Source organism: Clostridium sp. AM34-11AC (assembly GCF_003435375.1).
Lineage (GTDB): Bacteria > Bacillota > Clostridia > Lachnospirales > Lachnospiraceae > Pilosibacter > Pilosibacter fragilis.
In genome coordinates this window covers 21,801-48,625 of the sequence record NZ_QWGL01000018.1, presented here as the reverse complement: position 1 = coordinate 48,625, position 26,825 = coordinate 21,801, and the positions used below count along the sequence as shown (strand labels likewise).

25 protein-coding genes and 1 tRNA gene are annotated in these 26,825 nt (G+C 48.4%); 6 read left to right on the top strand and 20 right to left on the bottom strand.

Annotated elements, in window-relative coordinates; genetic code table 11:
• Nucleotides 1-356 precede the first annotated feature (356 nt).
• Nucleotides 357-1,811, top strand: a complete 1,455-nt coding sequence (locus tag DW826_RS11395; protein ID WP_117552765.1) for an IS66 family transposase — start codon at nt 357-359, stop codon at nt 1,809-1,811.
• Between the two features lie 560 nt (nt 1,812-2,371).
• Here the strand turns inward: DW826_RS11395 and DW826_RS11390 are convergent.
• Nucleotides 2,372-3,322: an alpha/beta hydrolase gene (locus tag DW826_RS11390; protein ID WP_117515748.1), complete on the bottom strand. Its 951-nt coding sequence runs from the start codon at nt 3,320-3,322 to the stop codon at nt 2,372-2,374.
• A gap of 437 nt (nt 3,323-3,759) precedes the next feature.
• On the opposite strand from DW826_RS11390, the gene DW826_RS11385 reads away from it, so the two are divergent.
• From DW826_RS11385 to DW826_RS11365, 5 genes are all read left to right on the top strand, one after another.
• Nucleotides 3,760-4,530: an AAA family ATPase gene (locus DW826_RS11385; protein ID WP_015552797.1), complete on the top strand. Its 771-nt coding sequence runs from the start codon at nt 3,760-3,762 to the stop codon at nt 4,528-4,530.
• A complete protein-coding gene (locus tag DW826_RS11380) occupies nt 4,530-5,657 on the top strand; it encodes a ParB/RepB/Spo0J family partition protein (protein ID WP_117552764.1) in 1,128 nt (375 codons plus the stop codon). Before DW826_RS11385 ends, DW826_RS11380 begins: the two co-directional genes overlap by 1 nt.
• Before the next feature lie 61 nt (nt 5,658-5,718).
• Entirely contained in the window at nt 5,719-6,513 is a 795-nt protein-coding gene (locus DW826_RS18975; protein WP_347472347.1) for a DUF4446 family protein, read from the top strand.
• Nucleotides 6,514-6,518: 5 nt separating this feature from the next.
• Entirely contained in the window at nt 6,519-7,424 is a 906-nt protein-coding gene (locus DW826_RS11370; protein WP_117552762.1) for a DUF3881 family protein, read from the top strand.
• Nucleotides 7,425-7,778: 354 nt separating this feature from the next.
• Nucleotides 7,779-7,855, top strand: a tRNA-Arg gene (locus tag DW826_RS11365).
• Between the two features lie 348 nt (nt 7,856-8,203).
• Here DW826_RS11365 and DW826_RS11360 read toward each other — a convergent pair.
• The 19 genes from DW826_RS11360 to DW826_RS11270 form a co-directional block, all read right to left on the bottom strand.
• Nucleotides 8,204-9,595 (bottom strand): tyrosine-type recombinase/integrase, encoded by a 1,392-nt coding sequence (locus DW826_RS11360; protein ID WP_007862346.1) that lies wholly within the window; start codon nt 9,593-9,595, stop codon nt 8,204-8,206.
• Entirely contained in the window at nt 9,573-10,010 is a 438-nt protein-coding gene (locus DW826_RS11355) for a helix-turn-helix domain-containing protein (RefSeq protein ID WP_002569113.1), read from the bottom strand. The genes DW826_RS11360 and DW826_RS11355 overlap by 23 nt, the downstream gene beginning before the upstream one ends.
• A 104-nt stretch (nt 10,011-10,114) precedes the next feature.
• Entirely contained in the window at nt 10,115-10,342 is a 228-nt protein-coding gene (locus DW826_RS11350; protein ID WP_002569114.1) for a helix-turn-helix domain-containing protein, read from the bottom strand.
• A gap of 30 nt (nt 10,343-10,372) precedes the next feature.
• Nucleotides 10,373-10,753: a type II toxin-antitoxin system PemK/MazF family toxin gene (locus DW826_RS11345; protein ID WP_002569115.1), complete on the bottom strand. Its 381-nt coding sequence runs from the start codon at nt 10,751-10,753 to the stop codon at nt 10,373-10,375.
• A gap of 487 nt (nt 10,754-11,240) precedes the next feature.
• Nucleotides 11,241-11,789, bottom strand: coding sequence for a sigma-70 family RNA polymerase sigma factor (locus tag DW826_RS11335; RefSeq protein WP_006059623.1), 549 nt, complete (start codon nt 11,787-11,789; stop codon nt 11,241-11,243).
• Between the two features lie 300 nt (nt 11,790-12,089).
• Entirely contained in the window at nt 12,090-12,626 is a 537-nt protein-coding gene (locus DW826_RS11330; RefSeq protein ID WP_002592913.1) for a hypothetical protein, read from the bottom strand.
• Nucleotides 12,627-12,730: 104 nt separating this feature from the next.
• Nucleotides 12,731-13,345: an ImmA/IrrE family metallo-endopeptidase gene (locus DW826_RS11325; protein WP_002592912.1), complete on the bottom strand. Its 615-nt coding sequence runs from the start codon at nt 13,343-13,345 to the stop codon at nt 12,731-12,733.
• Nucleotides 13,346-13,356: 11 nt separating this feature from the next.
• Nucleotides 13,357-13,725, bottom strand: coding sequence for a helix-turn-helix transcriptional regulator (locus DW826_RS11320; protein ID WP_002569119.1), 369 nt, complete (start codon nt 13,723-13,725; stop codon nt 13,357-13,359).
• A gap of 131 nt (nt 13,726-13,856) precedes the next feature.
• Nucleotides 13,857-14,819: a WYL domain-containing protein gene (locus DW826_RS11315; RefSeq protein WP_006773000.1), complete on the bottom strand. Its 963-nt coding sequence runs from the start codon at nt 14,817-14,819 to the stop codon at nt 13,857-13,859.
• Between the two features lie 28 nt (nt 14,820-14,847).
• Complete coding sequence (locus DW826_RS18255) at nt 14,848-14,988, bottom strand: hypothetical protein (RefSeq protein ID WP_006059618.1); 141 nt, start codon at nt 14,986-14,988, stop codon at nt 14,848-14,850.
• Entirely contained in the window at nt 14,989-15,867 is an 879-nt protein-coding gene (locus DW826_RS11310; protein ID WP_008723407.1) for a DUF4261 domain-containing protein, read from the bottom strand. It abuts the gene before it with no gap.
• The gene (locus tag DW826_RS11305; RefSeq protein WP_007862356.1) at nt 15,864-16,739 is read right to left on the bottom strand and encodes a hypothetical protein; all 876 of its coding nucleotides are present in this window, start codon (nt 16,737-16,739) and stop codon (nt 15,864-15,866) included. The genes DW826_RS11310 and DW826_RS11305 overlap by 4 nt, the downstream gene beginning before the upstream one ends.
• Before the next feature lie 26 nt (nt 16,740-16,765).
• On the bottom strand, nt 16,766-17,545 hold the full coding sequence (locus tag DW826_RS11300) for a hypothetical protein (protein WP_117552761.1): 780 nt from the start codon (nt 17,543-17,545) through the stop codon (nt 16,766-16,768).
• A 27-nt stretch (nt 17,546-17,572) separates the two neighbouring features.
• A complete protein-coding gene (locus tag DW826_RS11295) occupies nt 17,573-18,217 on the bottom strand; it encodes a DUF3885 domain-containing protein (RefSeq protein ID WP_008723402.1) in 645 nt (214 codons plus the stop codon).
• A 15-nt stretch (nt 18,218-18,232) separates the two neighbouring features.
• Nucleotides 18,233-18,592: a hypothetical protein gene (locus DW826_RS11290; protein WP_006059613.1), complete on the bottom strand. Its 360-nt coding sequence runs from the start codon at nt 18,590-18,592 to the stop codon at nt 18,233-18,235.
• An 11-nt stretch (nt 18,593-18,603) separates the two neighbouring features.
• A complete protein-coding gene (locus tag DW826_RS11285; protein ID WP_006059612.1) occupies nt 18,604-19,140 on the bottom strand; it encodes a hypothetical protein in 537 nt (178 codons plus the stop codon).
• 26 nt (nt 19,141-19,166) lie between these two features.
• Complete coding sequence (locus DW826_RS11280) at nt 19,167-19,718, bottom strand: DUF4304 domain-containing protein (protein ID WP_006059611.1); 552 nt, start codon at nt 19,716-19,718, stop codon at nt 19,167-19,169.
• Between the two features lie 9 nt (nt 19,719-19,727).
• Nucleotides 19,728-20,591, bottom strand: coding sequence for a CbrC family protein (locus tag DW826_RS11275; RefSeq protein ID WP_117552760.1), 864 nt, complete (start codon nt 20,589-20,591; stop codon nt 19,728-19,730).
• 15 nt (nt 20,592-20,606) lie between these two features.
• Nucleotides 20,607-26,822 carry a DUF2185 domain-containing protein gene (locus tag DW826_RS11270; protein WP_117552759.1) on the bottom strand — a complete coding sequence of 2,072 codons (6,216 nt, stop codon included), beginning with the start codon at nt 26,820-26,822 and terminating at the stop codon, nt 20,607-20,609.
• Between the last annotated feature and the right edge of the window lie 3 nt (nt 26,823-26,825).

The window sequence follows — 26,825 nt, the reverse complement described above, 5'->3', positions numbered from 1 at the left end:
ATGTATAATTGAAAACTTGTAACTGTTCAGAACCCCCTTCGGGTTCGTTGCCAGTTATTGTGCAAAACAAAGAATCGAAAAATCTTTTTTACTCTGATTTGCTGTTACTCTGTGGATAAAAGTGATGAATTTTTACTTGTATATCAGTCTTGTGGATAATCCTTAACTACCTACCTTTTATCCGCTTCATTTTCCTCTTTGGAGGCGATATTGAATATATTTGTAAGCATTTGCACCTTCAAATTTAATACTTATCCACCGTCATTTTGCCGAATGGATTTTTCGACAGATTCGCTTTTTTACAGCGTTTCCGCTATAATAAAAATGCAAAATCCAGCGGAAAGAAGGTGGTTTGAATGCCCGTTAACATCACAGAAGAATTCGTTCACCAGCTTATGGCACAGATTGATTTTCTCACGAAGCAAAACAGCACATTAACAGCTACAATTGCCGAGCTGAATCAAACCATCAAAGAGCTGAAAGAACAACTAAACAAAAACTCCAAAAACAGTTCCAAGCCACCTTCCTCTGACGGTCTTAAGAAACCTGCGGTAAAAAAGAACCGAAGCCTTCGTGAATCTTCCGGGAAAAAGCAGGGCGCTCAGCAAGGTCACAATGGTGTCCATCTTTCTGTCATCTCCAATCCGGATCACACCATGGAACATATGCATTTTGACTGTAACGGATGTCCTTATCGCGAGAAATGTCTGGATAAGGCTTGTATAAAAGAAACCCGTCATGAGATTGATGCGGTTGTGACTGTAGATGTCACTGCGCACAATCTTATTGAAGTGCGCGAATGCCCGTTGCATGGTGGCGTAAAAACAGGATCATTTCCTAAAAACATAAAAGCAACTGTCCAGTATGGCAAAAATCTTCAGGCGATGGTTGTGGCTTTCAATACGGTTGGTGCAGTCAGCATCAATCGCACTCATGAAATCCTGTCCAGTGTGTTTAATATTCCATTAGCAACGGGAACCATCAAAAACATGGTAACCCGCTGTGCGGAATCACTGAAAGATACTTATGAGCAAATCCGTCTGAAAATGATTACGCTCGGACTGATCCATTGTGATGAGACTGGTAGCCGCGTAGATGGAAAAACCTGCTGGGTTCACGTTGCATCCGATCAGAATTACACATATCTGACCATAAATCAGAAACGTGGTCAGGCTGGCATGGATGCTGCGAATGTACTGCCGCATGCCAACGGGATCATTATGCATGACTGCTGGAGTTCTTACTGGAAGTATCAAAATGTGACACATGCCATCTGCTGTGCGCATCTTCTCAGGGAATTAAACGGTGTGATTGAAAATCATCCGGAGCAGACATGGGCAGTCCGTTTTAAGAAGCTTCTGCTCGATATGAAAAAGGTGCGAGATAAAGCACTTCTTTTAGATAAGGATGAGGTCAGCTACTATCACCGCCATAAATTTGATATGGAGTATGATTCCATTATCAAAACTGCATATGGGGAAAATCCATTCCCCGAAACTCCTGCAAAAAAGCGCGGTCGCAAGAAAAAGAGCAAAGTATTAAATTTGATCTGCAGACTGTATAATTACAAGGAATCAGTCTGCCTGTTTATAAAGAATCTCTGTGTACCATTTGATAATAATCAGGCGGAACGTGATCTGAGAATGGTAAAAGTAAAAACCAAAGTCTCTGGATGCTTCCGAAATGAAGAAGGTGCACAGGAATATCTTACAATTATGAGTTATATCGGATCAGCTCGCAAGCACGGAATAAATGCTTTCACAGCTATCCGCGAAGCACTGAACGGAACCCCTGATATCATTTTCAACTAACTGGGTTCTGAACAGTTACGAAAACTTTAAACTAAAATTAACAAGAGTCCTGTAACACGTAAATAAATCAGAGTTGATGGAAGATTTATGACTATTCGGGAGATATGTGCAATTGATGCACTGAATCATCGTAATGAATAAAGATTTATCATGCACAGCAGGAGTACCGCATAATGTACTTGATGTACCGGCCGTCGTAAATGATAGACCTGAAGATAAAATATTGATCGATGTGGTATATCTCGGTCGAGAAGACGTCAACATCTTTTGAAGTTAAGAAGAATTTCTGAAAATTAACTCTTGATAAAAGTTACTTGTAACTGTTCAGTCCCCTCACAGTTAAGCGCAAATTCCATTCCAGAGCAGCTCCGCGGATGGATTCTTGTGCCTTCAAGTCTATGCTTCCTTAGCTTACAGTCAGCGCGGCAAATGCGCAGATCTACAGAACAGGTACTAAAAAATCAAAAAAGATGCCGCTACTGTTTAGAAAGTAGTGGCATCTTTGCAAACACCGAAGAAATGTTTCACGTGAAACATTTTAACAGATCTGATTTGAAGTGTTAGTTGAAGAACATCTGGACCGTGGAACTGACTTCTTCAGGGTTCTCAATTTGAGGAAGATGTTTGGTGTTTGGAATTGTACTGGACTCAATGGCCGGGTTACATTTTGTATATTCTTTTATGATCAGATCGATATCCTGCTCAGCTTCGCCGCCGAGGATGTAAATACTGTTGTCAATTTTTTCCAGAGTCTTTGTAATATTACATTTTGTATAATTACACTGGACACTGGCGTAGACGGATTTCGGGGAGTCACCAAGGTGGGCGGACTCGTGATATTTGTCGATGTAATGCGGGTTAACATCATAAGGATTATAGAAGTAGCTTTCAGAGAAGGTTCTGGAGATAATACTTCTTGCGGACGCAAAGTTGTAGAGCAGTGTACCAATGATCGGAAGATCAAGGATAAACTTATAATACCTTGCGGATTTTCCTGGTATGTGGCTGCAGGAGAGCAGAGAATCCGGATTGATAAACATCATCTGCTCGAAAAGATCCGGATTGTATCCGCAAGCCATTGTCACGATAGGAGCGGACGCACCGGTAGCAAGAATGTTTGTGCGGCGTCCAATCTCGGATTTTACAAAATCGTTTAACAACTGCACATAGAGAAAATTTGTGTAAGTTAAATTTGGCTTCTCTGAACGTCCGCAACCTAAAAGATCTATGGTGTAGACAGTATAGTGCTCTTTTAAAAGTGGAATCAGAGAATCCCACTCACAGCTGCTGGACGCGTGAGTCAGGTCATGTACGAGAAGAAGTGGTTTACCAGTGCCGGTTTTTGTATAGTAGATATTGCCAAGTCTCCAACGACAGCAGCGCGGTTCCGGCTGAGCAAGAAGATTTCTTGAAATGGCAGACATCTTGATATATTTGTTAATCAGTGCTGTTCCGACTGTTGCACCGGCTGAGAGGAGAATAGCAGTGATGATTTTATTTTTAGCTTTCATAGTTCACCTCGGGTTTAGATGATGATGTTATAGAAATACAGTTTCAAGGGATTGAGAGAGGAGAATAGTGGTTTCATGACTATATTCCTATTTGACAACTCCTTATTATATTATAATATAATTGGTAATGAGATACAACAGGCGAAAATGTGAAATGTTTCTGAAGATAAATGTTTCACGTGAAACATAAAATGATGCTTGTATGATTTGCAAAAATGTTTCACGTGAAACATTTTTAATTTTATAAGGTAAAGCAATAGGAAAATAAGAAAAATTGTGTTATACTAAGTTTCGCTAATGATCGGATGGGAAAGATTATCAAGATTCAAATGATAGAGAAAATCAGTAAATATGGTTAAAATGAGCTAAACCAGACTGATATGCGAAATAATTACAGGATAATAAAAGTAGAGCTGACCTGCAGAAAGGATAGAGGTATGGGACGTATTATTGCAATTACAAATCAAAAGGGTGGTGTCGGAAAGACGACGACTGCAATCAATTTATCCGCCTGCCTGGCTGAAGCAGGACAGAGGGTGTTGACTGTGGACTTTGATCCACAGGGAAATACAACAAGTGGACTTGGATTGGAAAAAGGAAATATTGACAATACTGTATACGAACTGCTGATGGGAGAATGCACCGTGGATGAGTGTATCAATCCAAGTGTGCAGGAACGTCTGGACGTGATGCCGTCGGATGTGGACCTTGCCGGAGCAGAGATTGAGCTTCTTGATATGGAAGAAAAGGAGAGCATTCTCAAGAAAAATATGGAACTGTTAGACGGAAAGTATGATTTTATTATCATTGACTGTCCTCCGTCCCTGAACCTTCTCACGATTAACGCACTGACTGCGGCCAATACAGTTCTTGTCCCGATCCAGTGTGAATACTATGCCCTGGAGGGATTAAGTCAGGTATTAAAAACGGTAAATCTTGTTCAGAAAAAGCTGAATCCATCTTTGGAAGTAGAGGGCGTTGTTTTTACAATGTATGATTCCAGAACAAATCTGTCTCTGGAAGTTGTAGAGAACGTAAAAGAACACTTGAATGAAAATATTTATAAGACAATTATTCCGCGAAATGTCAGACTGGCTGAGGCACCGAGCTACGGCATGCCGATCAATCTTTATGACAGCCGATCATCAGGAGCGGAGAGCTACAGACTTTTAGCAGCGGAAGTCATCAGCAGAGGAGAAGAAATATAATGGCGAAGCGTGGATTAGGTAAAGGTTTAGGCGCGTTCTTCGGGGAAGAAGTCACAACTACGAAAGAGAACGCTGCAGAAAAAGTGAGCAGAAGTGAGAGAAAAGACCACCTGATGGTAAATCAGGGCACCACGAAAAATACGGAAAAAGATGGAACAGGGAAAAAGACGGACAGCAGTAAAACAGCAAAGACGGGCACGAATGCTGAAACGATCGTAGTCGAAAAGATCGTCGAGAAACCGGTGGAAAAAATTGTTGAGAAGATCGTCGAGAAGCCGGTCGAGAAAATTGTCGAGAAAATCGTAGAAAAACCGGTCGAAAAGATCGTGGAAAAGCCGATAGAGCAGACGTTGAAGCTCAACCTGATTGAACCGAACAGCGAGCAGCCGAGAAAAAATTTTGATGAGGAAAGCCTTCAGGAGCTGGCGGATTCTATCAAACAATATGGAATCTTACAGCCACTGATTGTCCAAAAAAAGGGAAATCATTATGAGATCATAGCCGGTGAGCGTCGTTGGCGCGCGGCAAAACTTGCCGGAGTCACAGATGTTCCTGTATTGATCCGTGAGTATGATAAGCAGCAGACTATGGAGATCGCTTTGATTGAGAATGTACAGCGTGCTGATTTAAATCCGATCGAAGAAGCACAGGCATTCCAGCAACTGATTCAGGAGTTTCATCTCACGCAGGAGGAGATTGCAAATCGTGTATCCAAGAATCGTGCGACGATTACAAACAGCATGCGCCTTCTGAAACTTGATATTCGTGTGCAGGATATGCTGGCAGAGGGAAAGATTTCCAGCGGGCACGCGAGAGCACTCCTGGGACTTGAAGAAGGTGAACGCCAGTATCAGGTAGCTGCAAAAATCATCGAGGAAAAATTAAGCGTACGTGACGTGGAAAAACTTGTCAAGATGATGAACCGTCCGCCGAAAGAAAAGAAACCGGAAAAGGGACCGGATATCGATCTCATCTACCGGCAGGTGGAAGACAAATTAAAGTCTATCATGGGTACGAAGGTCGTTATCAACCAGAAGGATAAAAATAAGGGTAGGATCGAGATCGAGTATTATTCCCAGGAAGAGTTAGAACGTCTGATCGAACTTATGGAGTCTTTAAGAGTGTAATAAATCAAACGAAAAGCACAGACACAAACGGAAGGACAGAAAACAGAAAATGGAAAACAGTATGTTATACAGTATCCCCATCGATCCAATGGTACTGATCGTCGGATTTTCAATCCTGTCATTGGTGTTATTGATCGTGGTGATCATTTGTATTGTAAAGCTCAATAAACTGTACCGAAGATATGATATCTTCATGCGAGGAAAAGACGCAGAGACACTGGAAGATACGATCATGGATATCATGGATGAGATGGAGGAGCTGCAGGAAAAAGATCGCTCCAGCAAGGATGCAATGAAACAGCTTTCCAGGCAGATCAAGTCCTCATTCCAGAAATTCGGATATGTTAAGTACAATGCATTCAAGGGCATGGGCGGCAATCTAAGCTTTGTTATCGCAATGTTAGACAACAAGAACAGTGGTTTCATACTGGACGTTGTACACAGCCGTGAGGGCTGTTATATCTACTTAAAAGAGGTAGAGGAAGGTGCGACAGAGGTTCTCCTTGGCGGTGAAGAGCAGGAAGCGCTGGAGCAGGCGCTGGGATACGTAAAACGTCCGACGATGGATGAGCGCCTCGCAATGAAGGAAAAGGCCGCAAACAGCAAGAAGAAAGAGTTAAAAAGCGGCTCAGGAGAGCAGGATATCGAGGTTCCGAGCAGTGAGCGCAAAAAGAGCGAGCGCATGAAGGAATTGAGAAAACGTCAGGCAGAGCGCCGTGAGAATGAGGAAGAACGTGTAAAAAAGTATGCTGACGCATACGATGTAGAAGAAGTTGAGATTGAGACAGATACCATCGGGAATTTTGATGCTCTGTCATATGATCCCGACGGTGAGGATAATAAAGGAGATTATTGATCCATATGCATAAATTTTTACGTGCAGCTGGTTTCAGCATGTATACAAAGAAAAAAGATATTGAAAAATTGCTGGATTTGCTGGAACGGCAGCCGTCAATGACACGATGTGTTCAGGTCGACGAGGAGAGCAATGTCTGCGAAATGCGTACAGAAGTTGCTCCGGGCCTTGGAATTTCAATCATCGGAGAACTGAACGAAGAGGGGAATTTCGAGCGGGAGTTTTACTTCCCGTATCAGGAGAGCCATATAATCGGATCCACGGAAGAGTGTTCCGTTCAGAGACATACGGAGAAAGAGACTTACTCCGGCATGGTGGATGAGAATAAGGTCGGTATCACATTGATCTTCTACATCCAGAATTTTCTGGAATTTAGGGAAAGAATGTTGGATAAAGAACATCACTCCAAGATTAGTTCCGTCTGCTTTTCCGGGATGTCCATCGGTGGAAAGATCCTTCTTCCGATCAAGAAGAGCCAGAAACAGATCCAAAAGGCAAAGGTTGCTGCGAAAAACCGCAACAGTCTGATTGAGGCCGCAAAAAATGGGGATGAGGACGCCATGGAGAGTTTGACCATCGAGGATATCGATCTTTACTCCCAGATTTCCAGAAGAGCCATGAAGGAGGATCTCTACTCTATTATAGACTCCTGTTTCATGCCTTGCGGAGTGGAATGTGACCAGTATTCTGTCATCGGAGAAATTGAAGAAGTTGAAAAAATCCGAAATATTTACACAAAAGAGGAAATTTATCGTATGAAGATTGAGAGCCACGATCTGGAGTTTGTGGTCTGCATCAACAGTAAGGACCTCTTAGGTGAACCACAGCCGGGCCGTCGTTTTAAAGGACAGATCTGGATGCAAGGGACTCTGAAGCTGGAAGACATTATAAGAAAACAGGGAATAAAATAGGTTATAAAATAAAAGCCATCAGGGCACAGAATCTCAGATTACGGACTGTGCGCGATGGCTTTTAGCTTTTCAGTACAGCTTTTCGTGTAAAGTGAAGCTTTGATGTCTTGACTTTCAGGGTGTTGTTTGTTAAGATATATAGCGTAGCTTTTTTAAGTTGCGTGTTTCTGTGGATTCGCCAGACGAAAGTGGATGAGTTCATAAAGTTGGTTACCGTGACCGAAAGGCTGAAAAGCCCGAAAATACGGAATTTGTTCCCATAGTTAAATGGATATAACAAGCGCCTCCTAAGGTTGTGCTCTACCAGCTGCCTTACGGGGAAAAGTGATCGTTGCCAGTCTCAATTTAATATAAGTCTCTGTAGCTCAGCAGGATAGAGCGTTCGCCTCCTAAGCGAAAGGCCGTGGGTTCGAATCCCGCCAGGGACGCCAGCAAACACGCCGAAAACCTTTGATTTATCAGGGTTTTCGGCTTTTCTTATTTCTGCGGCTTTTGTGGCTTTTTTGCAAAAAACCTTGGTTTGCTAACATTTGCTAACGAGATTTGGCCTTTTGCTAAGAAAGGCGGTAAGTCAGAGGTTCGATTTTTACCAAAGGAACTTGCAAACATTTGTTAGCAGAAATTAGAGGAAGTTGCAAACAAAATCGCGAATTTGCTAACATCGCTCAAAAATGCTTTCAGAACCTTGCTAACAAAAAAAGTGTTTGGTCACTGTGCAAAGTGGTTCAAACGAAGAAAACCTCTCACAAAGTGAGAGGCGTTCTTCTGAGGGAGGGACTTTATAAAGCTTTTGCCAGCTGCTTGAGCAGTGCGGCAGTTTCGGGATTTTTAAGCAGTTCCAGTATCTTCGCTGCATCACTTTCATCACTTTCAGTGACGGCAGTATCCGCAGTTTTAGGCTCTGTATCTTCAACAGGGTCAGGAGTCTTAGAGGAATAAAAAGCTTCCTCCAATCGCTGAGCGTTTATGCACCGATCCTCGTCGATGATGTGAGAATAGACATCCGCAACCATTTTAACCTGAGCATGACCAGAGTCACCCTGGACTGATTTCATATCGCCGCCATTGAGTTTCAGCTTGTAGGTGATGCTGGAGTGGCGAAGAGAATGGAACACAACATGAGGCAGTCCGTTTTCTTTGATAAGTTTATTGAAAGCACGGTTAATCACCTGACTTTCCATCGGACGGCCATTGCTGGAGCAAAAGACCAGGTTATTGTCGATGTATTCATCTCCAAACAGATCCATCAGCTCATCAATTTCTTTTTTTCTCTCTACCAGCATATAGGCAACTGTTTTCGGCAGGTACACGCGGCGAATACTGGTTTTGGTTTTAGGCTCTTTCAGGACCAGAGCAGTATGGGTACTGGCTATGCAAGGTGGAAACTTCTTAATAACACCTTTGTCGCTCAAATCGTCCAATGCACCTCGTGTAACCCGTTGCAGCTCTTTGTTGACGAATATATAAGCTGAACCATTTTCTATGCTCTGTGGTGCAATATCAATGCAGTCCCAGGTAAGGCCCAGCATTTCGCCAATGCGTAAAGAGCAGGAGAACGCCAGATTTAAGGCAAGGGAGAGGATAGGATCATCACAGACTTCCATAGCCTTGCTCAGCGTTTCGGCAGTCCATATATCCCGTTCTTTATGTTCTTCTTTGGGAAGTGTCGCATTCAGGACAGGGTTACGGCTGATTAGTTCCCAACGCACCGCCTGATTAAAGGCACTGCGAAGTAGCTTGTGAATTTCTCTTACTGTATGCGGGGTCAGATATTCGCTTGTGGGTTTGCGGTTGTTGACGCTTACCGTTTTCACAGAGAGCAGATCACGGTAATACTTATCCATCATCCTTGGAGTGATGTCGGATAGTAACATATCTCCGATAATAGGAGTTATGTAGTTTCTCGCCAGACCACGGCGGCTTTCATATGTTGACATTGCCCAGGTATTTACACCATAGATGGACATATATTCATCGAGCAGATCGTTCAGGGTCTTTGCCGTAGGAATAAAGAAGGTTCCAGAGTCCTGCTCATACTCAATTTGCTTTTTTCGTTTTTTTGCTTCTGCATTTGTGCTGAAGGTTTCCCAACGCTGTCTGCGTTTTCCGTTTTCATCTGTGTAATCATACACCACAGAATATTTGCTTTTACGCTTCACGATAGATGCCATTTTCATTGCTCCTTTCTGAGATTTTCACATAATGAGTTTGCTTTTGATACCAGGCTTCAAAACTGCTGGTAATGATACGAATTCTTCGATCAATCAAGGTCGTCTCAAAATAGCCCCTTTTAACAAGGTCATAAGCTGTGCCAGATTTCAGCCCCAAAAGATCCGCCATTTCCGGAACTGACATCGTAGTATGCCTCCATTTCTCTCCGGGCGGTGTACCATCCACTTTTTTATAGTGGAACTGGCCGGCATACCAATCTTCAAAGCTATCCAGCATAACTCTCATTCGTCCGGCCACTTGAATTGTTTTGAAATAGTTCTTTTTAACCAACCAGTAGGATTCTACTTTACCAAGCCCAAGCATTTTGCCCATCTCTGGTACAGACATACTGGTCTTTACTCTTTGTTTTTGCATGGCTTTTGCCTCCTCTATAAAGTTTTTCTTGCTATGGCCTCATTGTAAGAGAAAGCAGAAAAAAAGTTAAGGATGTCGATTTGGAGATCGGCATCCTTGACAAATCATTCATCTGCGTGATCCAGCCAGTCATCAAAGCTCTTTTTGGAAATGCGGATATGACCGCCGACTCTGACGCTGTGGAATACACCCTGTTTTACCAGATTATATGCTGTGGGACGACTGATACCCAAAATGTCCTGAATCTCATCGACCGTATAGGTTCTTTTGTCATAGCTGACAGGATTTTGTTCATTAAAGCGGTTCAATTCCGCAATTCTTGCTTCAAACATAAAAACGCCTCCTTTATCCGGTAAGTGGCCTTACGGAGCCTCCATTTCCTCCGGAATATGAATATCTAAACTAACTTGCAGAGCATCATCAATCGCTCTCATTTCTTCGCGAGATACGCGCCCAATGTACGATAAAACACGCCTTTTATCAATCGTTTTAATTTGCTCCAGCAGAACAACAGATTTCAGTCCAAGCTCTGGAACGCTCTCCAGTGCATAGTGTGTGGGCAGCTCCTTTTTCTTAATCCATTTACTGGTGAGTGGAGCTACGATCAAAGTGGGGCAGAAAAAATTCCCCACATTGTTTTGAAGAACCAGGACAGGACGGGTGCCGCCTTGCTCTGATCCAAAATAAGGGTTCAAATTGGCATAATATAAATCCCCACGCTTATAAATCCAATCTTCTTTCATGTTCATCCTCCTATGTTTTGAGATTTGATTATGTAAGAAGGAGGCTCTGCAAATTACAGAGTCTCCTTCAATTTAGCGCCTGTTTTATCCCTTACTTGTCCACGACACCCCAGGGATTTGGGTAATCATTAAGCCGCAGGTGGCTGGCCTGCTTCTCAGGAGTTTCACCTCCACTTCGTTTGGTCTTACCCATGGCCTGCGACGGTTATTATCACGCTCGGACTATGGCTGTAAGAGAGCTTTCCTCCTTGTTATGCCATGACCGGATGCCATCCGATGTATTCCAGCCTGATATATTTCTGATAAACCGAAAACTCATCTATACAGCAAAAATGGGTTGGCCTGTTATGCGAGTGGCAGCTCTCAGAAAATATACCGCTGATGTAGCGGCTATTACGCCCAAAGAGGATCAAACTTAATGATTCGTATATGAGGTTGTCAAGGTGCAAGTGAAAGGATTTCCCTCTCACTTGCTACTGCCACTTTTTTAGAAAATCGCAACCAACTTTTTTATTTTTTCTTCAATTTTTTTCAATCGCTTATCTGCGGCTTGCCGAGTAATACCATATCGTTGGGCTAAACAAGTTGCATTTGGTATTTTCATTTCATAATAGGACAATATAAAATCTCGTTCTGCCGGACTCAGTTTCAATAGAGCTTGGTGTAAATCCTCAAGAAGTAAATTCTGAATAGCTTGTTCCGCAGTATCAACAGATTCATCCACAAACAAATCTGTATCCTGATAACCTTCCTCTGTGCCGTCACGATCTCCCACATGAGAAGCCGGGAATATAGAGCGACTTTTCTCATGTTCCTGGAGATAGCGGCTGTGGCGGTCCTCCTGTTGGTATTTTTCAAAATCTTTGCGAGAACATTCCATGATAATGCGGTCATCTTCATCACGGAACATTTTGACTGTTTCAACAAAAAAGCGCCCAGTAAAGCAACCATTGCGGCGTGCCTTACTGAACGCTGAAAAACTGATTTCCTCCCATTCCTGTGGGCTGTTATTTTTCCAAATGAATACTCTCGTCATATCCTTTCCTCCGTTCAAATTCTTGGTAGTCAGCGAATTTGAACGGTGTCATGGATATTTTGCTATGTACGCCTCCCAGCGCATACCGGCCTCCTAATACCGGGCAAAGAAAAAGGCCGGAAGTGTTTTCACCTCCAGCCATGTTCCTGCCGCCATATTGCAGCAGGAATGAAAAAAGCCCGGTTAATGCCGGGCCTTATGTAGAAAAGTATTCAATTTAGCGCATTCCTGCCACTATAACAAGTATAGCAGGTCGGAAGTCGGAAGGGAGTAGGGATTAGGTCGGGGATTTGTCGGGATTTAGTCGGGATTTAGTCGGGGCAGCTCCTCCAGGACTTCTGGAATAGAATATCCAAACAAGCAAACAGAAAATAAATAGATGGCTTCTCGTTTTCGGTCATAAAAGACACTGCGCTCTATATTTAGTTCTTCCAGCAATTCTTTCTCTGTACTGTTGAACCGATAGATAAATTGCTTAGTCAAAATTTCATAGTAAAGTTCTCCTCGATCCGGATACCGTTTCAGACGAAGGAGTGCACGGTCAATAATATTGACCAGCATTTGATTTTGAACAAGGCAGCAAACTTTTTCTTCAAAGGCTTGCAGTTCAATATCTGGTGCAAAATTTTCAAGATAGCAGAGGCCAGACTCTATATCTTGTTCTCCCATAATCCAAGCAGTTTCTTGTAATTCTTCTGCCCGTTCACTCAGAACCCAGACTACATCACGGTAAATCTTTAGAATCAGCTTACTTCTATGAAACGCAGCGTCGCTGTTAAGCCCCAAAGCTGTTAGCCTGCTGTTACATTTTTGGATTGTTGTGCTTTCTTTTCTCATAGAACATCCCTCCTTGTTCGCAATATTGCGAACATATTAGGTACAAAATAGCATAGCAGAGGAGCGTGAGAGAGGGCAGTGCCTCTCTCTATTCCCCCATTTGGTTATATCAGGTTTCTGGATTTTAGACGAATCTGCATTGCTTGCTTGGAAACCTCAAAAATATTTGCCATTTCAGCAATGAGCTGTTCATCTGTCCGGCCTATTTTAAGCCGGTAAAAACATTTTTTGATCTGCGGTAAAGGCATCAGCAGAGCAGAAGCCAGAGTATCCGCCTGACGCTCAATTATGCCATGACTTTCGTCGGAAGAAACATTTCCGTTATAAGCAGCAACATCTCCAGTACCGGAGTACAACTTCTTATGTAGTACCCAATGAGCCAGCTCATGGGCACAGGTAAAACGGAGCCGCCCTAATTTTGACGGATCACAAAGCCGTTCATCAATTAAGATTGTACCGGCTCTTACTGCAATCATTCGATACTGTCTCTGTATCTGGTCATATAAGACAACAGCACCGTCATCGAAAATTGTTTCCCCTAATATCTTGGGGTTTTTTCTTAGTGTATGAAACTCCAGGATTAGATCAAACTTTGTCTCGATAATGGTTTCGATTGGCACAGGACATGGTTGCCCGGATAGCAGAGAGGGATCATATTCCATCAGGATTTTTCGCCCTACTGCCTCGATTGCTTCTGTACGGATTTGTGGAATTGACAAAGCTCTCCCCCCTATCGTTTACGCTCCTTTAGCATTTTCATAAATGTCTGCCATTCTTCATCGGTAGCATCTACTTCTTTTGCCACACGCAAGGCTGCCCGAACAATATCTTTTTCCATGATATAGTCTGGCAAATCAGCAGATACTGTATTGCGTGATTTTGCAGCCAGATCCAAAAGCAACTCATGTTCTGATTTATCCAAATTCAGAAAGGCAGAGATGCGTTCCACAAAATCTCCATTGGGTGCAGGACGGCGGCTTTGCTCAATATCACACAGATAACCGTAAGCAATATTCAAATGCTTGGCTGTATCGCGTAAATTGAATTTGTGCGCCTTGCGTTTCTCGGCTATAAATGATCCAAAAGTTATATTGCCCACAGCATTCACCTCTCATTTGTTCGACGAACTGCGAACATCTTGCTTATATTGTATATCGAACATCTGTTCACTTCAAGGATAAAAATTTCATTTGAAAAGAGGTGTTAAAAATCAATAACACCTCTTTTGCGCTATATAAATTCCTGAGCGATTTGCTGCATTTCCGTAATGCACTCTTTGGGAGAGAGAATTTTTATTTTCCCTTTGAATTTGAATATCCAGCCATAAAAAGTTCCACTGGGGTTCACTTCAATTTTGGCTGTGAAGTGTGTATCATCATACCTATCAACAGCAGCATCTTCTCCATAATGATCTATGATTACTCTCATCAATTCGTTTTCACATAGAAGGGTTACTTCCTTCGATGACTCCGATGTAAACATATCAACCATTTTATTTGTATAGGAGGCTACATCAAATCCCTCTATCGGCATAAAGTAAGTTTCCAGATTTTCTACACTTGTTAGCCGATCTACACGGAAGTGAGCAATTTTCTGATGCTTCAGAGAAAATCCAATCAAATAGTAATGGTCATTTTTCCATTCAAGCGCATAAGGATTTACGACATAATAATATCCATCATGCTTTAAGATTTTCTTTTTTTCTTGAGTATATTCATAGTATTGGAACCGAATTTGCTGATGGTTTCCAATCGCTGTTTGGATATTGTCAATGATGTAGTAAACCTTTTCATTATGCGGTTTGACACGGCTGGATAAAGCAGCAAATTTTTGAAGCTGCTTTGCCTGATGTAGACTGGTCAGACGGCATAATTTCTGCACCAGCTCCTCAGACTTCTTGGCAGAAATGATCTTCGAGGATGCTACTGCGTCTGTCAGCATTTTCAGTTCTGGATACTCAAACAGGCGGTTTCCCATAAAATATTGGTTTTGGGTACTCTTAACCACCACAATATCAATCCCCGCATCGATCAGCGCATTGGTATCTGCGTAAACAGTCTGCCGCACTGCCTGAATTCCTTTTCCATTCAGATGGGCAATGATGTCAGATACTGTGGCGGGATGGTTTTCATCGGTCCGCTCATAGAGAAACCGGAGTAATTCCAGTATCCGCATATTTGTTGAATTCTGCATACTTCACCTCCTCGATTCTTAAAATGGCCTATTTTGTATGGTGTCCAGCCCCAAAGACCAGAAGCAGGGCGACAGCACAGAGAAGCAGGCCGATCCAATTTCGATCTATAATCAGCTTGATCACCGCCACAAGCAGAAGTCCGCCTACCAGGAGCACAACGCCATTCATTCAGCGTCCTCCCGAAGCATAGTTTCCCATGTTGATGTCCAGCACCCCTCTGGGCGGCTGGATCAAGGCATCTTCATATTGGCACTTCCACTGGATCTCCCGGCACATCTGGCCATCCGCCACGCCGTCTATGGTTTCCCCATCCTCAATGGGGTTATCATGCTCCAGAATATAGGACGCTGCATTATAGGCGTGGTTTACCACCCAGTTGGGGTCCATGCCGTGGAAGTGGTACTGGAGATCCGGCAAAAACAGGGTGCTCATGCCCACCGTGTCGATGAGCATATCCTCCGTGCCCTCGATGTTGAAGAAACGGACATTGACGCCAAAGCGGATGAACCGATCCGGCCCCTCAATCTGATGGGAGCGCACATCCTCTGCCAGAAACAGCTTGCCGCAGTTCTGGAAATAGAACGCCTCACAGGTGGGGTACAGCTCTGCCAGAGCCTCCAGAAAGTCGGCATCCAGGTTGGCACGCTCCAGCGCTGGAAGCGCCGCAGTCAGCATATCGGTGGCCACCACCTGATATTTGCACTCCCGGAAGATCCGGTCACGGTCCTCCTGGCAGTCCCACATCTGGCTCATCAGAAAGGCATCAAAGCCTTTGCCCTTGAACTTGTCGCATTTCATCACCATCAGCTGTACCGGGCACTTGCCGTCCTGAAATTCCGCGACATGATCCAGGGCGGCAAAGCCGGCCATTTTCTTATCATAACAGAAGCACTCTGTTGATCCGATGTGCTTCTCCATTATGGCAGTCATTTTTTCTTTATCCGGCATTTCTACCGGCTCTTTGAACAGCATCTGAATGAGATAGGGACCTCCGGGCTGGGGGCCTTTTTTGTCGTCCAGATTTTGCTGGAAAGCTTTATTGCTCATTTGGGTTCCTCCTTCTTTTCTGGGAACAGTTTCCACCGAAACTCCAGCTCTTTCTGGACAAACTCTTTCGGCAGGCCGCGGGGGTTGGCGATGAGATACCATACCCGAAAGGTGCGCTTCTTCGGATCTGTTTCCTGCCGGTAGAGCTGATAGCCCGCCTCATCCTCCTGTGTCCACTGTCCTGTCTGCCGCTTGGCCTGCACAAAGGGTTCCACCACCTGGTCCAGTTCCTCTCTGGTGCGGCTTGAGGCCCAGGCTTGATCCACATCATTGGCGTGGGAGAGGTGGAACAACATCGAACCCATCCAGTTCTTTGCCTTGTGTCCAGGCGTTCCGCGCAATTCCGCCTGACGGCGGTACTCCTCCATCTGCTCCGCCGTTCCGTACCGTTCCACCATCTGCTCCCGCACATAGATGAACCAGCTGTAGTCCTCCGCCTCGGTGAAGGGGGCGCAGACCGGCTGTAATGCCTCCACGGGGTCTGCCTCGAAGCGGTCGATGAAGTCGAGGTAGTTGGCTTTGACCAGGGGCAGAAAGGTGTCCAGCAGCCCGGTGTTCAGCCGCAGGTCCTCTGTCAGCATCCGAAAGAATGAACCGCCTGTTGTGGGTTCAATTCTGAAAGAGTAGAGGTAGTCATCTCCCTGCTTTATGATACAGCTGAAGCCCACCTCCACATTCCCATGGCCGATTTCGTAGTCTATGTAATTGTAGCGGCTCCGGTCAAACCAGATCTGATAGGTCAGCCCGTTTTTCATTTTCTTTTTGAAGTCGCCCTTTTTCAGACGCTTCCAGCCCTTTTCCTCCAGGCCCAGGCCGTTCCACAGGTAGTCCAGAAGTTCCTGAATTATATCTGCCGGCCGTTTTTGTTCCACGGTCTCCACCCCCTGACGAATTCTCTTTAATAGTCAAGCAGGATAGGCACCTGCTGCTCCTCGGCAAACCGCATGGCCCGCCAGAACATGGAGAAGGCAAACTTGGCAAGGGATTGAGTGTCATACTGGGTGTGTTCCGGGATGTCTGCCTTGCTGTACTGTCCATCTGAGTCTACGGTTCCGTCTACCGGGTATCCCTCCGTGTCTGCCCAGCCAAGGATAGTGTCCTCATCGGCCTGCCACGCCAGCTGGTTCAGCTTTTCCAGCTCCTTCCGCAGTCCGCCCAAGGTGGCGATAGCGGCGGTGTCATCGGTAGGCAAGGACCCTTGGAACAGAAAGCTGTCAGAAAGAGGGAGCCACCAGGTAGCCCCACGAAACAGGGACCACACCCGCTCCTCATCTGATGCAAGGCGGGCGACCAGAGGATGCTCCCCGAAGATCCAGTCCTTCTCCACGGTGGAAGGCACCGGTTCCTCGTATGTACGACAGGCGGCCACCAGCAGCATAGCGCCGAAGGCATCCCAATCCGGCTTGTCGGTGTAATAAGGTTTCTCATTATCTTCAAGCCAGGGAGCGTAGGGGGGCTGGCCCGGCTGAGAAATGGCGCTCAAGATCTGATCCCGCCAGTTCTCCACCGCCGCCTGGACCTCAGCCGGGGACATTTCTTCCTCGTTATCAGCAGGTTCCCCGTCCGGGGTGATGCGGTTAAAGGTGTATCCGTTTTCCTCCGCCCACTGCTGAACAACAGTTTTCCAGTTGTGAGAATAGTACCGGGTCAGCGGCCCGGCGTAAATATCAAGTCCCATAGCAATGTCTCCTTTTCTGTTATGCAGTCATTCTTTTGCTGGAGCGAACATCTGGTCAATCTTCTCCAGATCGTATTCCAAAATCCAGTCATGAAATTGATGATAGAGAGGCAATAGCAGCTTCTGTGAGCCGCCCAGCACATCCAGCCCACGGTCATCGTACAAATGGTAGAGGAACGGCCCCGGCCCAGCCAGATAGACGCTGGACACAAAGCCGTTCCAGCCGCCGATGTCCCCCAGAATGATTTCCCGAAGAAGCAGCTCTGGTTGAAAGCTGATCTTGCTGAGATCCCAGTAAAACTGCACTTGTGCATGGGTATCCCCATCTTCATCCTGCTCTGTGGCCGAAAGTTGTTCATCGGGAACTGGGAGGCCCACTCGCTGCCGGATAACGGTCAGCAGGGACTCGGCGGGTTCTTCATCGGGATACCCGTCGATCCGCAGAAGGTCCGGCACCGCCGGAAGTGCCCGATAGATCGCGGCGGCTCGGTCCAGCGCCCCCTGAACATAAGCGGGGTTGGTTTTCAGCTTCGCCGCACGCCTATCCAGATAGATTGGTTCCTCCCCGCCGATCTTAAAACGAATGCCCACCGGTGCATGGTAGAACAGAGGGTGTTCCAGCCCAGCCATGCCCAGATCATGTAAAATGTGTTCAAACCGCTTTGCCAGCATGGTATCCCTCCGTTCTCATGTCATTTCATACAGCAGAGCAGCATCGCCCTGCACCAGTTCCAGATGGGAGCGCAGCGTATTAAGCCCGCTTTGCACCGCCTCGGTGGGCAGATCCCAGTCCGGGGCAATTTCAGCGGCCAGCTCCGGGAGATCCTGCTCCCGCAGAGCTGCCAGCAGTTGAGACGCCAGCTCTCCCTCCAGCAGAGCGCAGTCCAGGGTGTCTTCCGTCTGGGGAGCAGGAAAACGGACATCCAGATCCAGTTCGCTCTCACACCAGTCCCAGATGGCCATATAGACCGCGCCGGAGCAGTCACCGTCGGACAACTCCTGCCGCTGGTTATTTTTTATCAGATAAAAGGACGCGATCTGTGACATGGTGGTTCCTCCTAAATGTTATTCGCTTCCATCAGCCCTTCGGCCTGCAACCGGATCACATAGAAAGCCCGCACCCAGTCCAGTTCCTGCTCCATGGAGTCCTCCAAAGCCAGCAGGCGGCGCTTGCCAAGCCTGCGATCCAGAAGGGCAAAGATACGGACAAGGGGATTCTCGCTGACAAGGCTTTTCTCGATGCTCTGGTTGTCAAAGATCCCAAACGCCTCATAGAACACCTTTTGGTCAAAGGTGCCCTGCTCCAGCGCATAGGCATGAGCCTGATTGATGGCCTCTTTTGCGGAGTCGTGATCTTTCAGCGTGGTGGAGCGCAAGTGATGAAATTTCGTCCACACATTTTCAAAATAGGTGTAGTAGTTGCTCCGCAGCACTTCCACGCCGTCCACACGAATGGCGGCCCGGCCCTCATGGTCGGCGCTTTTGCTGTAACTGGTGGCAAAATACTGGATGTGGCCCCGGAGTGCCGGGCACAGGTAGTCATTCTCCAATTTGTTCCGGATTCCACTCCAAGTGGATACTCTACTGTTTGACATAGGTGTTGTTTCCTTTCTGCTGATTCCTACTGCTTTTGGAGATACTCCCGGAAGCATTCGATGAACTCCCGATTCCGCTTAGGGACATCGAACCCCTTCCGATGGGGGAAGAACCCCTCCTGTTCCACATCGTCCAGCAGCTTGGGCAGATTGGAAAACCGGGCAAAGAATGGTAGTGCATAGTCCTGGATCTGCCCGGAAATTTCCTGGATAGAGCGTTCCCGCTCCAGCAGAGTAGATACCTCATAGCGGGGGAAGTCATCATACCGGTGGGTCAGCCGGGCGATGGAGGTACCCACGATACCATCATAGGTTTCCTCCGTCCCTTCCTGCTCACTGCGCCACTGGGCAATCACCGGGGAACTCACATCGAAGAAGGCAGTAAAAGTGGTGGAGCCAAAGCGGATGGAGGGGGAAAAGTAAAAGGAGAACACAAAGATGCCGTCTTTTTTGTAGATGTCATTTTTGCTCTTGCGGTATTTGTAGCCCAGCGGGTTCAAAGGCTCCGCGATCCGCTCACAGGTATAGACGAAGATCTCACGGGGCTTGGTTCCCTTGGGAAAATCCTTCTTCTCCATGTTGCCACCTCAATCAAAATCCATCCAGACCAGGTGTTTTCCGCAGTGGAGGCACTGGAACAGATAGCATTGCAGATGCCCGCCATTGACGGATTCCTGAATCATTTTCTTCTGTTCGTCATCCCACATGGGATCGTCCAACACTTCCTCGAGCACACCCAGCGCCCGCAGTTCTCTGGCACCCACATGGCCCAGGTAGGCGCAGTAGTCGCCACAGTGGGCGCGCCAGTATTCCTGCTGCCAACCGGAGTAGCCGGGAGTTCGGTGGATGAGCTCGTCCAGCTTCTCTGGATCGTCTACACCATTATCCAGAGAGCAATCGTCCTGGAAGCAGCCGTCATATTTCCGGGCTGCTTCGCCGTTGGCGATGCACTCTGGGCACAGATATGCAATATCCTCCACGGCGTAAAAGGGGGCTGTATAGAAAATATGGGTCGTCTTGCCACAGCAGTCGCAGACAACGCCGTCTGCGGATTCCTCAAAAGCCCCAGTTTCCAGAGGGTTTGGGTGATACCGGAAGGCGGGCAGCCCCAGCTGGGCCTGCCGTTCCTTCTCTTTCTGCTTTTCCTCCGGCGTTTTGGGCTTGGGGAGGGCATAATGATTGCCCCAGTTTTCCGCATAGTCCTTCAGCGTGCCCAGCCGCTTGAGGGTCTTTTTATCGGAACGATTTCCGATTTGGCAGAGCAGTTCGTAGGCGTCCTTCTTAAAGTCCAGCAGGTCATATACATCCACCAGCACTTCCTTGGCCTGCTGATCCTCACTCTGCTCAAGTTCTTCCTTGAAGGTATATAGAGCGCGGACATTGTCTGGACCTTCATTGGTCGCAACAAACTGTTTTTTTAGTTCGATATAGGTTTTCTGATATTCTGTCATTGGTCGCACCTCCCATCAATCCCACCAGAAATACCAGACAGTGGACTGCCACAGGACATCTGCCAAGGAGCCAATGCTTCCATCCTCATTCTGATCCAGATCTGGGCAGAAGCCATATTGCTCCACAGCCACTTCCATAGCTCTTTCCTTGGAGATCGGAGTCGGAAGTTCAAACTCCAATTCATCGTGGCTCATGGCGGCAGGGATGGCACCATGCTGCTCGAACCAGTATTTCGCCACTGCCATCAGGTCCGGCGTGTCGGGGCACTCATTCCAATTTCCAAAGGGCAGATAGGCGAAGATCTCCCAGGGGTTCTTGACCGGAATTTTGGCCAGAATGAGCGGATAGGTCATGTGGCTATCCGAATCCCAATAGCAGGAGAAGCGGTCATTGTCATAGCCGCCCTCCATCTCGCCCAGGACTTCCGCCTCCCAGTCCATGTCATCGTCCTCGGCTTCTTCCTTGCGCTGGCCGGTCAATTCCTCCAGAACCGCCTTTCCGTCCTTGATGGGAGCGGAGAGCATCTTCTTTCGATACTCCTCTACTGTTTTGAGGTCAAATTCGTAGAAGTCCGCATTGTGCTCCGGATCGGCGTTCATCACCAGACACTCCAACAGCGTTTCATCATCCGCCTTGATGAGCACGGGAACAAAGCCCTCCCGTACCCCCAGCCGCTGGGCGTAGCTGTATGCCGACATGATGGGGTCATCATCTGCCATGGATGGGAAATAGGTACACTCGCAGTCCAGATACTCCATGATGGCCTGAGCAACCTCGGAAGGCTCCAGCGTGTCCTCGTCGAAGTCCTGTCCCTGCCAGTTTTCAAACCGTTCCCCGATCACCTCTGCCATAGCCTGATAGTAGTCCTCGTCAAAGGGGATGAACAGGTAGGCTTCATCCTGGAACTCATCAGAGTGATACCGCTCCGGGCCGAAGAAGCGGAGGGCGTTGTCGTCAACATCGGCAGGATAGTAGGGGCTGTCGCCCTCTCCGTAGTAATAGCCTGCAAAGGCACGGCCTTGCTGATTGAACAGCACAGAGAACAGACAGCCGTCCAGCTCATCCCGGATAAACTCCCTCAGATCCACATTGGCAGGATCAGCTTTGACCTGTTTGGTCACTTCGCTGTATTCTTTCAAGAAGTCCTCGCCCATCAGGTCGTGCTCCATACACCAGCGCAGGTAGATGGCCATGTGGTTATAAGCATTGATGGGGTCAATAGGCAGTTCCTTCTCCTCAATGCTCTCGATATGATAGGAAGCATCGTCCATCTCACCGTCAAAATCATCATTGGAAAGGGTGCCACGGGTGATTGCATCCTGGCGGGTGGGGTTCACCACAAAGCTGATCCCCGCCATCTTGTCCAGCAGAGCGTCTACATCATGTTCCAGTTTATAGTCCAACTCGTCCTCATAAAGCGGAATGACCTGATAGAAGTTGACCTCCTCGCCGCCCGGCAGAGTGCAGACCTCGCTGCCATCCTCCGTACCCTGAGGACCGATCAGGGTAGCAGTACACAGTTTGGTGTTGTCTGCAAATGGTTCCCGGTTCTCCACTGTATGACCATGCCCCAACCAGCTGTCACAGTTGATAGGCAGACGGGCCAAGGATTTCAGCAGGCGGATGGGCCAGTACCACTTTTCGTCTTTCATGGACTCCTGATCCAGCTTCCAGTCCGCAGGCAGGGCAATGGCCAGCTCCGCCCGCTCCAGCTTATATTCCGCCAGTTCCTCCGGCACATTCATCCGGTGAGCGCCCATGCCCATGGTGACCAGGGTGCAGTAGTCCCGCTCCTCAGAGGGCGGCACCACGCAGATGTCCACATGGATGTCGGGAGAAACCAGCTCATGGAACACATTCTCGAACTTGCCGAAATACTGCTCAATGTGCCCCTCGACGGCTTCCATCTCCTCCTCGGTGTAGACTTCGGGATTACTGAATTCTTCCTCATCCTGCGTGTCATCATTGTCTGAGTGGTCGCAGCTGTCATCCTCTGGATCTCCCTTTATAGGCTCGTAACCGATCTTCAGGGTCATCTGTTCTTCTGGCAGAGAGACGCCGGGGCTGCGGGTGATGGTGTGCTTATCGTCCGCAGAAAAACCGATGGTCTCGCCGTCTTGCAGCGTCACATCACACGCCAGCACATAGGAGGCAAGGCTTGCCAAAAAGTCCCGTAGTTCCTCCGGCTCAGCGTCGGTGTTCAACACCTCCATTTCCTCCTTGCCAAACACATCCATGCCGTAGGTGTAGCCGTTTAGGCCCCCCTCGCTCCGGTACAGGCCGAACCAAACCCAGTTGAAGATGGGCAGTTCGTCCTTTTTGAGCATATCGGCAAGGCCCTCATAGAAACGAGGCTCAAATACCACGCCGCTGGTGTAGACACCGGTGGCGTATTTCTGCTTGCAGCACACTGCCATCGCCTTGGTGAACAGCTTACCTCGTTCCAGCAGTTTTTCCTCCTCGCCCAACACAGCCACCATGATATGGGCCTTGTGCGCTTTGGCCACTTCTACGGCCTCTGGCCACATATAGTTGTTTTCGGCGTTGATCTCTGCTTCATTGTCCGGGATGTGACCGTGGAAGAGTGTCACGATCAGCATCATGCCGCCGACCCGCATTACCACAGCGTCATCGCTGTTCTCATCATCTTCGTCGCCCTCATCCGGCTCCTCATCTACGATGCCCCATTCTTCCCGCAGATTCCGGATCAACTGCTCCTTGTCCCATTCCGCTTTGGAGAGGAGCACAGACCCGGCAAAGGAGCCCTTACGGTCAGTTTTCTCCTCGTCGGCGTCATCCTCAAGATCCTCTACATCTTCATCCGGATCATAGAGGGATTCATGCTCCAGTCCGCGGACAAATTCCTCAAAGCTGTCTGCCAGATGGGTGATCTTGTAGTCGTTTTCCTGATCCACATGGACTACCGCAGGCTCTCCCTGGGGACCGCAAGCCCGGTAGTCCAGGAAAATCATATCGTGTCCGGCGCTTGGACAGTCGCAGATGGCCACGCCGATGGCAGGATACTCCCACTCATCGATCATAAACTGGCTGCCCAGCTCTCCGCAGAGAGAGCAGCTCTTTTCTCGCCCGATGCCGAAAATGCCGGTGATAGCCACATGGTCATCTGCCCAACAGGTAGGCTCATCGCAGGGATAGCAGGTATTCACCGGAATGCCGCCGTTGTGCTGCTTCATCAGCCAGATATAGGCGGCAGGAAGTTTATAGCCCAGTTCCTCCTCCACGCTGGCGATCAGCTCATCGGAAGGCGGATCGCTGACATACTCTTTCAGCGCATACATACTGTCGTCCCAGAAGTTGGTGAGGTCGAAGCCCTCGAAGGGGGTATCACCGGGCACGAATTTGGCCTTCTTCCGGCTGCGCTGGCGTTTCCGGATCTCCGCCTTACACTCCTGAATCACCGCCGAGGCATTTTCGTCCTCTGGGTCCAGTTCTGCCCACCGCTGGGCGTAGGGAATGGCCTTTTCCTCCTGACCATAGAGATACTGATAGCCGTAGGCCATCCGCATATTCCACTCCGCCTTGTCCTGGCCTTCCTCCCGGACGGACTCCAGCACCTCGATGGCGCGGCACAGGGCCTTGTCTCCCTTATAGCGAGGGGTGCCCTCGTCATGGTCCCCGATAATGGCGTAGTTTTCCAGCGCCCGTGCCAAGGCGTAGGCGGTGCGATAGTTCCTCCAGTCCTCTGGGATGGCATTCAGTGCCTGGATACAGCGGGTGTACTCATCCTCGTCGTTCCACTGCTCCAACTGAGCGAAGAATGCTTCGGCGTTCTGTTGGGTGTAAGGAATATAGTCCATGCCCGTCAGCGTTTCGTCCAACTCGTCATCCTGATTCTCAGTTTCTGTCCCATCATCTTGTTGCTTTAGGGGTACAGAACCGGCTTCACGGCGGAAGGTGTGGAAGATGGCCCATGGGATGTCCGTGCCTTCAAAGAACTCTTTCGCCATGTTCAGCGCCTCTTGGATGTCCCAGGCGATGAAGTCCACATAGCCACAGTAGAGGCCGGTAGCCCCGCCGGTGAGAGTGAGCACTTCCGAACCATCCCCGCCGGTGAGCACTTCCTCCAGTTTGTCCCGGAAGTCGAAAATTTTCTGACTGCCTTCCTCCTCACGCAGGGTATCCAGGGGATAGCAGAAGAAGCCCGCCACCGCGCCGTCGGCATGGAGATCGTCCATAAAATCATTGTCGGCATTCAGATAGCCGTTGATGAGCGGCACACAGCAGGTGGAACCGGCCATTACATCCAGCCGCCAATCGGCGTCCGGGTCCTGTTTGGGTTCCATTTTGTAACCAAGGTAGCTCTCCAGATAGGCTTCCGGGTCGGTGGAGAGCTCCAGGCCCTGCTCCCGCAGTTTGTCGGGCAGCTGGGACAGGAGGAAGGACGGCTCTGCCTTGGGTTCCTCCAGCACATCAAAGCTGTCTATGTATCTCATGTGGGAGATCTCGCCCAGCACTTGGTCGGTGAGGGTAGTGAGCATCCACCAGGCCCGGCCTTCTTCCTCTTGAAGCTTAGGCAGCAGCTTTTCACAGTAAGCGGAGATGGCGAAGCTGTTTTCACCCTGTTCCTCCAGCCAGATCTGCACATCATCCCCAGAGATATTCCATCCGTCCTCGGTACGCAGGCCGATGTTCGGGAGGGGCTGACGGCCCACAAGGATGTTCCAGTGCTCCAGCACCTCCTTGGAGGCGTGTTTCTGGAAGTAGACCAGCTCAAACAGCTTGACCTTGTCACCCTCCGGAGTGAGGATCAGCTCGTACTTCTCGCCGTTGAAGCCCATCTCGAAGGAGATTTCATCAAAAACCAGATTCAGGGTTTCCTGCATTTGGGCCACGAGTTCTGCGCCGCGGGTATGGTCTTTGTCCTCGTCCATCATCTGGCGCAGCTCTGCTTCCATCTCGGCAAAGGTTTCCCACCAGTCCTCTGTCCTTTCCCGGAAGCACTCCGAGAACTGAGGCAGAGAAATACCCTTCTTGCACGAGTCAATTAGTTCCTCCATGTCCTGTCGGGTGTTGAGCTTCGGATCATCACCGGGATGCAGTTCCAGAGCTTTTTCAAAATGCCGCAGAGCGCGGCCCTCCTGATCCAGATAATAATAGGCATACCCCATACGGAAATTCCAGGAATAAGTATCTCCCAGTTCCTCCTCATGGGACTGCATCAGTTCCAGTGCCTGGTGAAGCAGCTTCCTTCCCTCCGGCTCGCTGGGGTCCGCCAGATTGTTGTAGGCGCAGGCCAGCTCCATATCAATTTCCGGGGTACGCTCCTCGGCGGGGATGGCCTCCAGCGCGTCAACGATTTTCAGGTGTTTGTCCTCCTCATGCCACTTCTGGCACTGCTTCAAAATGTCCATATCAGGGTCCTCCTCGTCCTCATCCGGTTTCCAGTTTTTGATCTGCTGGAACACTCCGTTCTCATCCCGCTCAAAGGCGCAGGGGGCGGGGGTGTTCAGCAGAGGAATGATGTCGGGATCGTCGTTGCAAATTGTGTTCAGCTTGTAAATCCCGGCGTTGTTGGGGTCGTCCATGTACGCCTCGCTCTCGTCACCAGCGGTGAAGCGCCAGCCACTGTCCCAGCCGCCGTCCGGCTTCTCCCTGTAGCAGTAGCCAACCTTGCAGCCCTCCACTGTGATGCGGTTGGTGGCGATACAGCCATCGGCACCCTCCCAGTCGGGGAGCAGATCTTTTACATCTTCCGCCTTTACATGGTAGTTCCGGTTGCGGCCAGAGGCTTCGTACAGCTCCGTCCGCAGCATCTCCACCTGAGAAGCCATATCCGTGATCTCATCCTCGCCCATCATCTCGCTGATGTCGTATTCCAGCGGGGCATGGACAAAGTCCGCCAGGGCCTTGTCCATGGCCTCGTGCTCCTCCGGCGTAGCAGTGATGCGGATACGGCGGGCGGGGGTGTTGTACTCGTCCAGATCCTGAAGGTTTACACTGCCACTGACGCTGCACTCCAGCAGGATGGCGGCCAGGTCGGTGACCACATCAATGGCGAAGTGGAAGTCCATCTCCACGCCGTCCGAATGGGTGAACTCCAGATACTCCACGGTCTGGCGGAAGTCCCAGTTCTGCTTGTCCAGACCAATCTTGGCGAAAATCTCGCTGAGGGGGATCTCCTCTTGTTTCTGATCCTCCAAAAATGCCATAAGGTTCAGGCTGTCGTCCGAGCCTCCGATAAAGTTGCCCCAGTATTTTTTGATATACATGCG

Excerpts from the sequence above, each read along its gene's own strand:
- DW826_RS11395 (WP_117552765.1), top strand. The coding sequence starts at position 357 with ATGCCCGTTAACATCACAGAAGAATTCGTTCACCAGCTTATGGCACAG.
- DW826_RS11390 (WP_117515748.1), bottom strand. The coding sequence starts at position 3,322 with ATGAAAGCTAAAAATAAAATCATCACTGCTATTCTCCTCTCAGCCGGT.
- DW826_RS11385 (WP_015552797.1), top strand. The coding sequence starts at position 3,760 with ATGGGACGTATTATTGCAATTACAAATCAAAAGGGTGGTGTCGGAAAG.
- DW826_RS11380 (WP_117552764.1), top strand. The coding sequence starts at position 4,530 with ATGGCGAAGCGTGGATTAGGTAAAGGTTTAGGCGCGTTCTTCGGGGAA.
- DW826_RS18975 (WP_347472347.1), top strand. The coding sequence starts at position 5,719 with ATGTTATACAGTATCCCCATCGATCCAATGGTACTGATCGTCGGATTT.
- DW826_RS11370 (WP_117552762.1), top strand. The coding sequence starts at position 6,519 with ATGCATAAATTTTTACGTGCAGCTGGTTTCAGCATGTATACAAAGAAA.
- DW826_RS11360 (WP_007862346.1), bottom strand. The coding sequence starts at position 9,595 with ATGGCATCTATCGTGAAGCGTAAAAGCAAATATTCTGTGGTGTATGAT.
- DW826_RS11355 (WP_002569113.1), bottom strand. The coding sequence starts at position 10,010 with ATGCAAAAACAAAGAGTAAAGACCAGTATGTCTGTACCAGAGATGGGC.
- DW826_RS11350 (WP_002569114.1), bottom strand. The coding sequence starts at position 10,342 with ATGTTTGAAGCAAGAATTGCGGAATTGAACCGCTTTAATGAACAAAAT.
- DW826_RS11345 (WP_002569115.1), bottom strand. The coding sequence starts at position 10,753 with ATGAAAGAAGATTGGATTTATAAGCGTGGGGATTTATATTATGCCAAT.
- DW826_RS11335 (WP_006059623.1), bottom strand. The coding sequence starts at position 11,789 with ATGACGAGAGTATTCATTTGGAAAAATAACAGCCCACAGGAATGGGAG.
- DW826_RS11330 (WP_002592913.1), bottom strand. The coding sequence starts at position 12,626 with ATGAGAAAAGAAAGCACAACAATCCAAAAATGTAACAGCAGGCTAACA.
- DW826_RS11315 (WP_006773000.1), bottom strand. The coding sequence starts at position 14,819 with ATGCAGAATTCAACAAATATGCGGATACTGGAATTACTCCGGTTTCTC.
- DW826_RS18255 (WP_006059618.1), bottom strand. The coding sequence starts at position 14,988 with ATGAATGGCGTTGTGCTCCTGGTAGGCGGACTTCTGCTTGTGGCGGTG.
- DW826_RS11310 (WP_008723407.1), bottom strand. The coding sequence starts at position 15,867 with ATGAGCAATAAAGCTTTCCAGCAAAATCTGGACGACAAAAAAGGCCCC.
- DW826_RS11300 (WP_117552761.1), bottom strand. The coding sequence starts at position 17,545 with ATGGGACTTGATATTTACGCCGGGCCGCTGACCCGGTACTATTCTCAC.
- DW826_RS11295 (WP_008723402.1), bottom strand. The coding sequence starts at position 18,217 with ATGCTGGCAAAGCGGTTTGAACACATTTTACATGATCTGGGCATGGCT.
- DW826_RS11290 (WP_006059613.1), bottom strand. The coding sequence starts at position 18,592 with ATGTCACAGATCGCGTCCTTTTATCTGATAAAAAATAACCAGCGGCAG.
- DW826_RS11285 (WP_006059612.1), bottom strand. The coding sequence starts at position 19,140 with ATGTCAAACAGTAGAGTATCCACTTGGAGTGGAATCCGGAACAAATTG.
- DW826_RS11280 (WP_006059611.1), bottom strand. The coding sequence starts at position 19,718 with ATGGAGAAGAAGGATTTTCCCAAGGGAACCAAGCCCCGTGAGATCTTC.
- DW826_RS11275 (WP_117552760.1), bottom strand. The coding sequence starts at position 20,591 with ATGACAGAATATCAGAAAACCTATATCGAACTAAAAAAACAGTTTGTT.
- DW826_RS11270 (WP_117552759.1), bottom strand. The coding sequence starts at position 26,822 with ATGTATATCAAAAAATACTGGGGCAACTTTATCGGAGGCTCGGACGAC.